This is a genomic window from Sphaerisporangium viridialbum, assembly GCF_049674955.1.
Lineage (GTDB): Bacteria > Actinomycetota > Actinomycetes > Streptosporangiales > Streptosporangiaceae > Sphaerisporangium > Sphaerisporangium viridialbum.
This window is the reverse complement of sequence record NZ_CP187232.1, coordinates 2,284,362-2,297,120: the sequence shown is the minus strand read 5'-3', so window position 1 is coordinate 2,297,120 and position 12,759 is coordinate 2,284,362. Positions and strand designations below refer to the sequence as shown.

Below are 12,759 nucleotides of genomic sequence, written 5' to 3'. Positions count from 1 at the left end.
CCCCGACTGCCCCGGTACGGCCGGCCCGGTCTGCGGCGGGCTAGGCCGCCGGGAGCGACGAGGGGGCGGGGTCGGCCTTTCGCGAGAGACCGTTCAGGGCGGAGCCGAGGGCCACGGAGGCGATGGTCACCACGCCCAGCGCGGCACCGGTCCAGGCGACCGACGGGTACCCGAACCCCGCCCCGATGGCCAGCCCGCCGAGCCACGGGGCCACGACGATTCCGATGTTGAACGCCGAGGTGACCGTGGCGCCCGCGAGCGTGCGGGCCTCTCCGGCGATCGCGTAGATGCGGACGTTCAGCGCGGGGTTGACGAAGAACCCGAAGAACCCGAGGAAGAAGACCAGCACCACGACGGCGGCCACGACGTCCATGGTCAGCGCGAGCAGCACGGAGACGACCACGATGCCCGCGCACCCCGCGTAGAGCGTGCCGAAGGGCCGCGCGTCGCCGATCCGGCCGCCGATGGTGATGCCGATCAGCGACCCCACGCCGTACAGCGCCAGCACCGCCGGAACCCAGGCCTCGTCCAGGCCCGTGGTGTCGGTCAGCAGCGCGCCGAGATAGCTGAAGGTGACGACCACGCTGCCCGCCGAGAGCCCGGTCGAGCTGTACGCGAGCCAGAGGCGGGGGTTGGCCATGGTGCGCAGCTCGCGGCGCAGGTCGGGCGCCTTGTCGCCGGTGAGCCGGCCTCCGGGGACGGTGGCGGGCAGCCCGATCGCGGTGAGCGCCGTCACCGCGGCCACGGCCCAGAAGGCCGCGCGCCAGCCGAGGTGCTGGCCGACGAACGTGCCTGCGGGGACGCCGAGGATGGTGGCGATGGTGAGGCCGCCCGTGACGATCGCCAGGGCCCTGCCGCGCGCGTTGGCGGGCACCATGCCCACGGCCGCGACCGCCGCGACCGCCCAGAACCCCGCGTACGCGAACGCGGCCACGATCCTGGTCGTCAGCAGCACCCCATAGCTGGCCGTCAGCCCTCCGGCGACGTGCGCGGCCACGAAGACGGCGACGAAGGCGAGCAACGACAGGCGGCGTGGCCACCGGAGGGTGACGACCGCGAGCAGGGGCCCGCCCACCAGCATGCCGAGGGCGAACGCAGAGATCAGCAACCCGGCGTCAGGGATGGACACCCCGAGATCTGTGGCTATCTCCGGGAGCAACCCGGCGAGCATGAACTCGGAGGTCCCCTGGGCGAAGATCGCCAGGCCGAGGATGTAGACAGCGAGAGGCACAGGGGCTCCATCATTTGGATTGATCAGTGGAAACGAGGGCGGGCAAACCGCTATAAAGCATCGAGGGCGGTGGCGACGACGGCCTCCAGGGCCGCGCGGTCGGCGCCTGCGCGGGCGGCGACCCTGAGCCCACCGGCGATGGTGTTGACGAAGTGCGCCAGAGCCAGGGCATCACGGCCTGGCGCGATGTCGCCGGCGCTCTTGCCCGCCTCGATCGCCTCCCTCATCGCCCCGACGCGCCGGTCGGAGTCGCGCTTGAGCAGGCCGGCCACCTCGGGGTCGTGCGAGGCCAGCTCGATGCCGGCGTTGACCACCAGGCAGCCCATGCGGTCGCCGCACTCGTCGTCGACCACCTGGTGGAGCAGGATGCGGAACTTCTCCCGCACGGGGGCGTCACCGTTCAGCAGCTCGACCTGCCGGCCGGAGACCTTCTCGATGTAGTGGCGAAGGGCCCTGCCGAACAGGTCGTGCTTGCTCTTGAAGGTGTTGTAGATGCTGCTGCGCCCGAGGCCCGTGGCGTCGCACAGATCCTGGGTCGAGGTCGCCTCGTACCCACCGGCCCAGAACGCCCGCATCGCCGCGTCGACCGCCTGACCCTCGTCGAACTGCCTCGGCCTCGCCATACCCAGAAAGTAGCACTTTTTGGAACGGTCAGTGCAATATAGGCAAATCGATACAAGTCCGCTTGTCACTCGATCCTGACGGGTGAGCGCCTCAACTTGTGGCAGGAGCCGACAGCACCAAGAAAGAAATGCCGGGCCGGCTTTGCGCTGGGAGTGAAGGGATGGAGTTCACCCAGACCAGGTGGGTCAGGATGAGGGGATGCGGACACTTGTTCTGGGTGGTACGAGGTTCCTGTCCAGGGAGATCGCACGGCAGGCGCGCGATCGCGGGCACGAGGTGGTGTGCGCGGCGCGCGGGCTCGCGGGCGATCCGCCGCCGGATGTTGAGTTCGTCCGGGTCGATCGGAGTGAGGACGGCGGGCTGGCGGCGGTGGAGGGGCCGTTCGACCTCGTCATCGACGTCGCCAGGCATCCGAGCCTGGTGCGGCGGGCCGTCATGGAGCTCGCAGGTCGCGCCGGTCACTGGACGTTCGTGTCGTCGTGCAGCGTCTACTCCGACTTCGGTGAGGCCAACCAGATAATGCACGAGCCGCTGGCCGCCGATGCCGACGAGACCGACCCGGAGAACTACGGGCCGGCCAAGGTGGCGTGCGAGCGGATCGTCGGTGATGGGGCGCTCGTCGTGCGTGCCGGACTGATCGTGGGCCCGGAGGACCTATCCGACCGGTTCACCTACTGGGTCGACCGGCTGGCGCGTGGCGGGCCCGTGCTGGCTCCTGGGTCACCCGACGAGCTCGTGCAACTCGTCGACGTGCGCGATCTGGCCGCCTGGACGCTCGACTCGGCAGAGAAAGGGCTCGCCGGGCCGTACGATGCGATCTCCATGCCGTTCAGCAGGGGCAGGCTGCTGGCGGAGATCGCCGAGAGCGTGGCAGTGGAGCCCGAGCTGGTCTGGGCCGGTCAGGAGTTCCTCGTCGAGCAGAAGGTGGAGCCGTGGATGGGGCCGCGGTCGCTGCCGATGTGGCTGCCGTTGCCCGAGTACGCCGGCTTCATGACCCGCGACACCTCCGCCACGCTGGCCGCCGGGCTGCGCATCCGCCCGGTCGCCGATACAGCCCGCGACACGCTCGCCTGGCAGCGCGAGTCCGGCCACACGGTGAGCCGCTCCGGCCTCACGACCGCCGAAGAAGCCGAGCTTCTTCGAATGCTTGGTTGACACAGCGGGGTGGCGCCGGAGCTCATCGACATCGACTCGCGATAGATCAAGCCGGCGCCCACGTTCGCCATAAGCAAGCGGGGAACCGGTGACTCACCGGTTCCCCGCTCTGCTGAACCGCTATTTCGTGCCCGAGGACACGTCGAAATCAGCTGCAGCCGCTGGTGCTGCCGCAGCCCTCGCAGACGTAGCAGCTGCCGGCCGGGCGCATCTTCGTGCCGCAGGTCATGCAGAGCGGCGCGTCGGCGGTGCGGCCCTGGTGGCTTTCGAGCGCGGCCGCCGAGCCGTTCGCCCGCGAGGGGGACTCGACGGGGGTGGCCGTCCCACCGGTGGCGGGGCCGTCCTCCGCCTTGTCCTCGTGCCGCTCCTCTATGGGGGCGGACTGCGCGAGGGCGGCGGTGTCGATGACCTCCTGAGGCGCGCCGGGGTCCTCACCGCGCTGCTGTGCCGCCCGCTCGGCCGCCGAGAAGACGCCGAGGGCGGCCCGCTCGTCGTACGGCAGGTGGTCGAGGGCCAGGCGGCGGAAGATGTAGTCGACCACTGAGGCCGCCATGCGCACGTCCGGGTCGTCGGTCATGCCCGCCGGCTCGAACCGCATGTTGATGAACTTGCTGACGTAGGTGTCCAGCGGGACGCCGTACTGCAGGCCGACGGAGATGGCCACCGAGAAGGCGTCCATGACACCGGCGAGGGTCGAGCCCTGCTTGGACATCTTGAGGAAGACCTCGCCGAGGCCGTCCTCGGGGTAGGACGACGCCGTCATGTAGCCCTTGGCACCGCCGACGGTGAACCGGGTCGTGGTGCTCGGCCGCTGGTTCGGCAGGCGGCGCCGCTTGGGCTTGGGCACCTCGACGACCTGGACGACCGGCTCCGCGGCCTTCTCCTCGGTCTTCTTGGCGATCGACAGCGGCTGGCCGACCTTGCAGTTGTCGCGGTAGACCGCGAGGGCCTTCAGGCCGAGCTTCCAGCCCTCCAGGTACACCTGCTCGATGTCCTCGACGGTGGCCGACTCGGGCAGGTTTACGGTCTTGGAGATCGCGCCCGAGAGGAACGGCTGGGTCGCCGCCATCATGCGCACGTGGCCCATCGGGGCGATCGCCCGCTCGCCCATGGCGCAGTCGAACACCTCGTAGTGCTCGTGCTTGAGGCCGGGGGCGTTCATCACGTGGCCGTGCTCGCCGATGTACTCGACGATGGCCTCGACCTGCTCGGGCTGGTAGCCGAGCTGCCGGAGCGCCCTCGGGATCGTCTGGTTGACGATCTGCATCGACCCGCCGCCGACGAGCTTCTTGAACTTCACCAGCGCGAGGTCGGGCTCGATGCCGGTGGTGTCGCAGTCCATCATCAGGCCGATGGTTCCCGTCGGGGCGAGCAGGGAGGCCTGCGCGTTGCGGTAGCCGTGCTTCTCGCCGAGGCGCAGGCACTCCTGCCACTGCCTGGTCGCCTCTGCGAGGATCGGCCGGTCGAGGGAGTCGTGGGCGCGCAGCTCGTCGCCGGCGGCGGAGTGCTTGCGCATCACCCTCTTGTGGGGCTCGGCGTTGCGCTTGTAGCCGTCGTACGGCCCGACGATCGCGGCGAGCTCCGCGCTGCGGCGGTAGGAGACGCCGGTCATCAGGCTGGTGATCGCCGCGGCGACCGAGCGCCCGCCGTCGGAGTCGTACGCGTGGCCGGTGGCCATCAGCAGCGCGCCGAGGTTGGCGTAGCCGATGCCGAGCTGGCGGTACGCCCGGGTGGTCTCGGCGATCTTCTCGGTCGGGAAGTCGGCGAAGGTGATCGAGATGTCCATCGCCGTGATGATCAGCTCGGTCAGCTTGACGAAGCTCTCGACGTCGAAGGTGTCGTCCTCGCGCAGGAACTTCAGCAGGTTGATGCTGGCGAGGTTGCAGGACGAGTTGTCCAGGTGGACGTACTCGGAGCAGGGGTTGGACGCGGTGATGCGGCCGGTCTCGGGGCAGGTGTGCCAGTCGTTGATGGTGTCGTCGTACTGGACGCCGGGGTCGGCGCACTCCCAGGCGGCCTGGCCCATCTTGCGGAACAGCGACCTGGCGTCGATCTCCTCGATGACCTCGCCGGTGAGCCGGGCGCGCAGGCCGAACTTGCCGCCCGCCTCGACGGTGCGCATGAACTCGTCGGAGACGCGGACGGAGTTGTTGGCGTTCTGGTACTGGACGGAGACGATGTCCTTGCCGCCGAGGTCCATGTCGAACCCGGCGTCGCGGAGGGCGCGGATCTTGTCCTCCTCGCGCGCCTTGGTCTCGATGAACTCCTCGATGTCGGGGTGGTCGACGTCGAGCACGACCATCTTGGCGGCCCGGCGGGTCGCCCCGCCCGACTTGATGGTGCCCGCGGACGCGTCGGCCCCGCGCATGAACGACACCGGGCCGCTGGCCGTGCCGCCGCTCGACAGCAGCTCCTTGCTGGAACGGATGCGGGAGAGGTTGACCCCGGAGCCGGAGCCGCCCTTGAAGATCACACCCTCTTCCTTGTACCACTCGAGGATGGACTCCATCTCGTCGTCCACCGCGAGGATGAAGCAAGCGCTCACTTGCTGAGGCGAGGCGGTGCCGACGTTGAACCAGACCGGGGAGTTGAAGCTGAAGATCTGGTGGATCAGGGCGTGCTTCAGCTCGTGGTCGAAGATCTCGGCGTCCTCCTCGGACGCGAAATAGCCGTGCTCGCGGCCCGTGCGGGTGTAGACACCGACGACACGGTCGACGAGCTGCCGCAGGCTCACTTCGCGCTGCGGGGCGCCGACGGCGCCGCGGAAGTACTTCGTGGTCACGATGTTCGCCGCGTTCACCGACCAGAAGTCGGGGAACTCGACGCCACGCTGCTCGAAGTTGATCGAGCCGTCCCGCCAGTTCGTCATGACGACGTCACGGTGCTCCCAGCGCACCTGGTCGTACGGGTGCACACCGGGCGTGGTGTGGATACGCTTGATCTTCAAGCCCTTGTGGGACCGCTTGCCCCCACGACCCACTGAGCCACTCACCGTCTCCGTCATGATCTCCCCCTTCCGGGGCTCCAAGGAGCCCTCGTGTCGGAAACACTTCGTCGCGCCGTTCGCATCCCCCGGCGCAGGGGTCCAGCGGGAATGCCCGGCCTTACGGCGTCGCGGCCCGCTGGGAGGTGTCCAAAAGTGGTCTGGCCTGTTCAGCTGTGTTTGGCGGCTCGCGCCGCCCGGAGCTGCTCGATCTCTTCCTCGAAGTCGGCGAGCGTCTCGAAGCTCCGGTAGACGGAGGCGAACCGAAGGTAGGCCACCTCGTCGAGCTCGCGGAGCGGGCCGAGGATCGCCAGGCCCACCTCGTGTGCCGGGATCTCGGCCGAGCCGGTCGCCCGGATGCTCTCCTCGACGCGCTGGCCCAGCTGCGCCAGCGAGTCCTCGCTGACGGGCCGCCCCTGGCAGGCGCGGCGCACGCCGGCTATCACCTTGTCCCGCGAGAAGGCCTCGGTGACCCCGCTGCGTTTGCTCACCATCAGGAGCACCGTCTCCTGGGTGGTGAACCGGCGCCCGCACTCAGGGCAGGTGCGCCGGCGGCGGATCGCCGCGCCGTCCTCGGTAGAGCGGCTGTCGATGACCCGCGTGTCCGGATGACGACAGAACGGACAATGCATGTCGCCTCCCTTTTCTCGCGGCCCCCACGAGTTACGCCGGCACGACCTCGGATGAGGAGGTTCCCGAGGCGTCGGCCTCAGGGATAAGCCGCCATATGTTTCCGCATTCCACCATGCTTTCGGGCCCTTCCCGCCTAAACGGGAATACGCTCACGCACGCACTCCGGCTACTCGGAGTGCGTTGACGGAAACACAACTTATGGTGAACCACATCGGTGTAACTACTAGATGTTGTGGTCTAACCGTAGGAGTGACGCACCATGAACGCAAGTCGGCCGGGCCGACGAGCGGAAATCGGCCGCCCATCAGGGCGAACGAGCACGCCACGGCGTGTCGCGACCACTGGGGACGGTGGTGCGGCTGGGGCACGAGCCCCTGGACCCCGCGCCCCCGGACACGGATCGCTCGCGTGATCGACTTTCGGCGCTCCACAGGCATAAGATCGCAAAGTCGAACACGATATCGATCGAACTCCCGTACGATGGCGTTCACCAGATTGTCGTCGAATTCGGCGACTCTCGAACAACTGTTTGAAGACGATCTTGAACAGAGTTATTGTCGCTGTGTGCGACATCGGGAACACACACCGGGAGCCGGCCGGGGCGGGCACGGCGTGACGGAGCGTCCCCCAGGCGCCCGGCGAGGAGGAGCTATGAGCGAGCAGGACGAGATCGGCACGGTTGCCAGCGATCTGGCGGTGCGCAGGCGTGACTCCCTCGGTCTCACCCCACGGCAACGCAAGATTCTCGAGGTGATCCGCGATTCGGTGCAGCAGCGCGGCTACCCGCCCTCCATGCGAGAGATCGGCGAGGCGGTCCAGCTGACCAGCACCTCCAGCGTGTCCCACCAGTTGACCGCACTGCAGCGCAAGGGCTATCTCCGCCGTGACCCGCACCGCCCCCGCGCGCTGGAGGTCCGCCTGCCCGGCGAGCCGGCGCTCTGGGTCGACCCCGTCGCCCCAGGCGGCGAGGAGTCCCTGGTGAGCCGGCCGACGGCCACGTTCGTCCCCCTTGTCGGGCGCATCGCCGCCGGTGGTCCCATCCTGGCCGAGGAGCGGGTCGAAGACGTCTTCGCCCTTCCCAAGCAGCTCGTGGGCGAGGGCACGCTCTTCCTCCTCCAGGTCGCCGGTGACTCGATGATCGACGTGGCGATCGCCGACGGCGACTGGGTCGTCGTGCGCCAGCAGCCGGTGGCCGACAACGGCGACATCGTCGCGGCGATGATCGACGGTGAGGCCACGGTCAAGACCTTCAAGCGCAAGGACGGCCACGTCTGGCTGGTGCCGCACAACGCCAACTACGACCCGATCCCTGGTGACGAGGCCACCGTCCTCGGCAAGGTCGTGGCGGTCCTCCGCAAGCTCTGACCTCTCCCGCCCGGCACAAGCCCGCCCCCCGCCTGAGCGCCCACCCCGGGTGAGCGCTCAGGCGGTCTCGCTTTCAGGCCCCGGCCGGGTACGAACCACCGGCCCGGGTATGCACCACCGGCCGGGTTATGAACCACTGGCCGGGCCACGGGCTCCCGTGACCCGGCTGTCGTCCCGGGTCTCAGGGGACGATGTTGACGAGCTTGGGCGCCCGCACGATCACCTTGCGGGGTGCTCCGTCCAGGTGGGCGCGCACCTTGTCGGAGGCCAGCGCCAGCGCCTCCAGCTCCGCCTGCGAGATCGACGGTGAGACCTCCAGGCGGTCCCTGACCTTGCCCGCCACCTGGACGACGCAGGTCACCGAATCCTGCACCAGCAGCGCCGGGTCGGCCGCCGGCCAGCCGCCGTGCGAGACCGTGGGCCCGTGCCCGAGCCGCTCCCAGCCCTCCTCTGCGACGTACGGCGCGACCAGCGACAGCATGACCGCCAGGGACTCGGCGGCCTCGCGCACGGCCGGGTCGGCCGCCCCCGGGCCGGTGTCGATGGCCTTGCGGGTCGCGGAGGTCAGCTCCATCATGCGGGCGACCGCCACGTTGAAGCGGTGGGACTCGACCAGCCGGGTGATCTCGTCGATGGCCCGGTGGGTGACCTTGCGCAGCTCGGTGTCACCGGCCGCGAAGTCGGCCCCTGCGGGAGAGGCCGCGCCCGCCTCGGCCATGACGCGGAACGCCCTGGCCAGGAACTTCTGGGAGGCGGCAGGCGACAGGTCGGCCCAGTCGATGTCGTCCTCGGGCGGCCCGGCGAAGATCATCGTCAGGCGGACGGCGTCCACGCCGAACGCGTCGATCTGCTCGCCCAGGTCGACGCCGTTGCCCAGCGACTTGGACATCGCCTTGCCCTGGTTGATCACCTGGCCCTGGTTCAGCAGGCGCAGGAACGGCTCGGTGAAGTCGACCATGCCCATGTCGTGCAGGACCTTGGTGAAGAACCGCGAGTACAGCAGGTGCAGCACGGCGTGCTCGACGCCGCCGACGTACTGGTCGACGGGGCCCCAGCGCCTGACCTGCTCGACGTCGAACGCCCCCTCCTCGAAGTCCGGCGAGCAGTAGCGCAGGAAGTACCACGAGGAGTCGACGAAGGTGTCCATCGTGTCGGTGTCACGCTGGGCGGGACCCCCGCACTTCGGGCACGAGACGTTGACCCACTCGGTGGCGCTCGCCAGGGGCGAGACGCCCTTGGGGGCCAGCGCCTCGCCGCGCAGGTCGGGCAGCGTCACCGGCAGCTGGTCGTCCGGGACGGGGACCTCGCCGCAGTCGACGCAGTGGATGATCGGGATCGGGGTGCCCCAGAAGCGCTGGCGGGACAGCAGCCAGTCGCGCAGCCGGTAGTTGACCGAGGCGGTGCCGGTGCGGCGCTCCTGCAGCACCTGGATGATGCGGGAGATCGCCTCGGTCTTCGACAGGCCGTCCAGCGGGCCGGAGTTGACCAGCTTGCCCTCGCCGGGGGTGGCGACGCCGGTCTCGCCCGGGTCGGCCAGCCCGGTGTGCACGACCACCCGCACGGGCAGGTCGAACTTCAGCGCGAAGTCGAGGTCGCGCTGGTCGTGGGCGGGCACCGCCATGATCGCGCCGTGGCCGTAGTCGGACAGGACGTAGTCGGCCGCCCAGACCGGGATGCGCTCGCCGTTGACCGGGTTGACGGCATGGCGCCCCAGGAAGACGCCGGTCTTCTCCTTGTCGGTGGACAGCCGCTCGATGTCGCTCAGCTTGGCGACCTCGGCGCGGTAGGACTCCAGCGCGGGCAGCTGCTCGGGGGCGCAGATCTCCTCGGCCAGCGGCGCGTCCACGGCGACCACGAAGAACGTCGCGCCGTACAGGGTGTCGGGGCGGGTCGTGTAGACCGTGACCGGCTCGTCGCGGCCCTCGATCTCGAACCGGACGTCGGCGCCCTCGGAACGGCCGATCCAGTTGCGCTGCATGGTCAGCACGCGGTCGGGCCAGCCGCCCTCCAGCTGGGCCATGTCGTCGACGAGCCGGTCGGCGTAGTCAGTGATCTTGAAGTACCACTGGGTCAGCTCCCGGCGGACGACCTCGGACCCGCAGCGCTCGCACCGGCCGGCGACGACCTGCTCGTTGGCCAGCACCGTCTGGTCCGTCGGGCACCAGTTGACCAGGCCGCCCTTGCGGTAGGCCAGGCCGCGCTCGAAGAAGCGGTTGAACAGCCATTGGTCCCAGCGGTAGTACTCGGGGTCGCTGGTGTGCAGGCGCCGTGACCAGTCGAAGGAGACGCCGTACCTCTTGAACGAGGTGGCCTGGGTCTCGATGTTGGCGTAGGTCCACTCGGCGGGGTGCGCGTCGCGCTTGATCGCGGCGTTCTCCGCGGGCAGCCCGAAGGAGTCCCACCCGATGGGGTGCAGCACGTTGTACCCGCGCTGGAACCAGTAGCGGGCGACGACGTCGCCGATCGCGAAGACCTCGCCGTGGCCCATGTGAAGGTCGCCGGAGGGGTAGGGGAACATGTCGAGCATGTACTTGCGGGGACGCTCGTCAGCGGCGTCCTCACCTGCCCGGAAGGGGTTCAGTTCCTCCCACCGCGGCTGCCACTTAGCCTGCAGCGCCTGCGGATCGTACTGCTCGTCACTCACGGCCCATGTCCCTCGGTCGGCTCAGCGCGGATGGCTTGACCAATAAAGAAACCCCCCGTGACCACGAGGGGCAGCCGCATCGACCGGTGTCTCAGCTCAGTCGACGCGGCCCGCTAAGAAGCAGGGTCCTGCCACGCATAGTCCAAGGGTAGCGCAGCGAGCAATCGGACTTCGTATCGTTTCCACGCCGCCGCTGGTGGCCGGGGGATTTCGGGCACACCGCTACTCGATGGTAATAGATCCGTTGTGACCTCATATGTCCCTTTAGTTTACGCTTTTCGCCGTGGTGAACTCGTTTGAGGCGGAGCGCAGACCTGATCCAGCGGAGGAGGGACTGCCGATGCAGGACCCGCCGACCGATCCGACAGGCCGGGGGTTCCGGGGGGCTTTCTCCGATTCTCCTGCGGACACCCCCGCTTCGCATGAGATCATGCCGAGCACCCCCAATCCGGGCATGATGTCGGGAGGTCCGCCAGCAATGGCTCCTGAGCACACCAGCCGGCCCACGCGGCCTCCGGCATGGCCGGAGAACCCCCCGGCATGGCCGGAGGTGCCTCCGCCTCCCCCTCCGCCGCCCTCGGCGTCGGTCTTCGACCCGCTCCCGTACGGCAGCCGCACCACGCCCGACCCCCAGTCGTCCTGGGAGTCCACCCAGCAGTACGCGCCGCAGTCCTCCCGCGAGGGGTCCCAGCAGGCTCCGGTCCAGACGTCGTTCCCCCCGCCGCCGCCTCCCACCGACTCCCCCTTCGCGCCGCCGCCCACCGGCCCGCAGCAGTACGCCGCGCAGCCCACCGGCGCCCAGCAGTACGCTCCCCAGCCTTCCGGCCCGCAGCAGTACGCTCCCTCGTCCGCCGGGCAGCAGCAGTACGCCCCGCGGCCCACGGGACCGCAGCAGTACGCCGCCCAGCCTTCGGGGCCGCAGCAGTACGCGCCGCCCGCCACCGGGCCGCAGCAGTTCCCCCAGCAGGGCGCGGCACGGCAGGAGTACGCCCCGGAGCCGCCCTCGCAGCCGTTCCGGCTCCCCGACGACGCCCCGCCCGCGCCCGCCTACGTCCCGGCCGGCACCGAGACCACCATCCGCGTGTCAGAAGCGACCGGCGTGATGGGCATGGTGGCGCCTGAGCAGCGTCCGGCCGGCCCCGAGCAGCGCGGGCAGCGTGGGCAGCGGCACGCGGCGCCCCCGCAGGAGCACGACCCCTACAAGCCGTTCGTCACCGCCGGGCAGATCAGCGGCCCGAAGACCCCGCCCCCCGAGCGCCAGCAGGAGCTCTGGAACACCGTCTTCGGCGACAACTACGACGCGATGGGCGAGGACTCCGAGGACACCGGGGGCGGCAGGCGGGTGTGGCTGCTCGCGCTCGTCGCCTCCGTCGCGGTGGCCCTGGTGGCGGCGCTGCTGTGGGCGTTCCTCGCCGGCCCGCTGCGCTCGTCGCCCGACGACAGCGAGGCGAACAAGCTAGGCTCGGGCAAGAGCACGCCCAAGGCGTCCTCCTCGTCCCCGGGCAAGCAGGCCACCACCAAGCCGCAGTCCATCGGCAGGCTGCCGAAGTACCCCGGCGAGGCCTCGCCGCGCGCCGGCATCCTCACCGACAAGGCGTCGGCCATCAGCGTGGCCAGGCTGGGCGGCCCCTGGCGGCTCGACCTGCGCTCGCAGCACGTGCAGTCGACCTACGGCTTCGTGACCCGCCAGTACGTGGCCGCGGGCACCGACTCGGCGGGCGCCCCGCAGTTCGCCCAGGTGATGACCGGCCCGCTCGCCAAGAGCCTGGCCGGCAAGTACTCCGCGGCCTCGCCGGAGGACCTCACCCCGGTGATCAGCTCGGTGGCGTTCGCGGCGCGCAGCAAGTTCTTCCCCGAGGGCAACAAGGTGGCGAAGACCGCCGAGCAGCGCCTGGCCGTCGGCGGCCGCCCCGCGCGCGTCGTCGCCTACCAGATCCTCGCGGGCGGGGCCAAGACCACACTGGTGGTCGGCGCGGTGAGCACCGGCGCCGAGGTGCCGGTGATCGTCTACATGTCGGTGCCGGACAGCAAGAAGGAGTTGCTGCCCGACATCAACACGGTCTTCTCCTCGATCCGGCCCACCACGCCGGCCTCCTGACGGTCCGGCGGGAGGCGGGGCGGCGG

8 protein-coding genes are annotated in these 12,759 nt (G+C 69.8%); 3 read left to right on the top strand and 5 right to left on the bottom strand.

What is annotated here, in order from left to right; translation table 11 throughout:
• Positions 1-40: 40 nt before the first annotated feature.
• Together ACOZ38_RS10235 and ACOZ38_RS10230 are read right to left on the bottom strand one after the other, a co-directional pair.
• Positions 41-1,231: a Cmx/CmrA family chloramphenicol efflux MFS transporter gene (locus ACOZ38_RS10235; protein ID WP_424529915.1), complete on the bottom strand. Its 1,191-nt coding sequence runs from the start codon at positions 1,229-1,231 to the stop codon at positions 41-43.
• A gap of 50 nt (positions 1,232-1,281) precedes the next feature.
• Positions 1,282-1,854: a TetR/AcrR family transcriptional regulator gene (locus ACOZ38_RS10230; RefSeq protein WP_424529914.1), complete on the bottom strand. Its 573-nt coding sequence runs from the start codon at positions 1,852-1,854 to the stop codon at positions 1,282-1,284.
• A gap of 199 nt (positions 1,855-2,053) precedes the next feature.
• Between ACOZ38_RS10230 and ACOZ38_RS10225 the strand changes: the two genes are divergently transcribed.
• Positions 2,054-3,010 (top strand): NAD-dependent epimerase/dehydratase family protein, encoded by a 957-nt coding sequence (locus tag ACOZ38_RS10225; RefSeq protein ID WP_424529913.1) that lies wholly within the window; start codon positions 2,054-2,056, stop codon positions 3,008-3,010.
• A 148-nt stretch (positions 3,011-3,158) separates the two neighbouring features.
• Here the strand turns inward: ACOZ38_RS10225 and ACOZ38_RS10220 are convergent, their stop codons facing one another.
• Together ACOZ38_RS10220 and nrdR are read right to left on the bottom strand one after the other, a co-directional pair.
• Positions 3,159-6,014 (bottom strand): vitamin B12-dependent ribonucleotide reductase, encoded by a 2,856-nt coding sequence (locus ACOZ38_RS10220; RefSeq protein ID WP_424529911.1) that lies wholly within the window; start codon positions 6,012-6,014, stop codon positions 3,159-3,161.
• A 149-nt stretch (positions 6,015-6,163) separates the two neighbouring features.
• A complete protein-coding gene (nrdR, locus tag ACOZ38_RS10215; RefSeq protein ID WP_405145711.1) occupies positions 6,164-6,625 on the bottom strand; it encodes a transcriptional regulator NrdR in 462 nt (153 codons plus the stop codon).
• Between the two features lie 652 nt (positions 6,626-7,277).
• Between nrdR and lexA the strand changes: the two genes are divergently transcribed.
• A complete protein-coding gene (gene lexA / locus ACOZ38_RS10210; RefSeq protein WP_405145709.1) occupies positions 7,278-7,991 on the top strand; it encodes a transcriptional repressor LexA in 714 nt (237 codons plus the stop codon).
• Between the two features lie 181 nt (positions 7,992-8,172).
• Here the strand turns inward: lexA and leuS are convergent, their stop codons facing one another.
• Positions 8,173-10,635, bottom strand: a complete 2,463-nt coding sequence (gene leuS / locus ACOZ38_RS10205) for a leucine--tRNA ligase (RefSeq protein ID WP_424529909.1) — start codon at positions 10,633-10,635, stop codon at positions 8,173-8,175.
• Between the two features lie 478 nt (positions 10,636-11,113).
• Between leuS and ACOZ38_RS10200 the strand changes: the two genes are divergently transcribed.
• Positions 11,114-12,733, top strand: a complete 1,620-nt coding sequence (locus ACOZ38_RS10200) for a hypothetical protein (protein ID WP_424529907.1) — start codon at positions 11,114-11,116, stop codon at positions 12,731-12,733.
• Positions 12,734-12,759: the final 26 nt, after the last annotated feature.

Excerpts from the sequence above, each read along its gene's own strand:
- ACOZ38_RS10230 (WP_424529914.1), bottom strand. The coding sequence starts at position 1,854 with ATGGCGAGGCCGAGGCAGTTCGACGAGGGTCAGGCGGTCGACGCGGCG.
- ACOZ38_RS10225 (WP_424529913.1), top strand. The coding sequence starts at position 2,054 with ATGCGGACACTTGTTCTGGGTGGTACGAGGTTCCTGTCCAGGGAGATC.
- ACOZ38_RS10220 (WP_424529911.1), bottom strand. The coding sequence starts at position 6,014 with ATGACGGAGACGGTGAGTGGCTCAGTGGGTCGTGGGGGCAAGCGGTCC.
- nrdR (WP_405145711.1), bottom strand. The coding sequence starts at position 6,625 with ATGCATTGTCCGTTCTGTCGTCATCCGGACACGCGGGTCATCGACAGC.
- lexA (WP_405145709.1), top strand. The coding sequence starts at position 7,278 with ATGAGCGAGCAGGACGAGATCGGCACGGTTGCCAGCGATCTGGCGGTG.
- ACOZ38_RS10200 (WP_424529907.1), top strand. The coding sequence starts at position 11,114 with ATGGCTCCTGAGCACACCAGCCGGCCCACGCGGCCTCCGGCATGGCCG.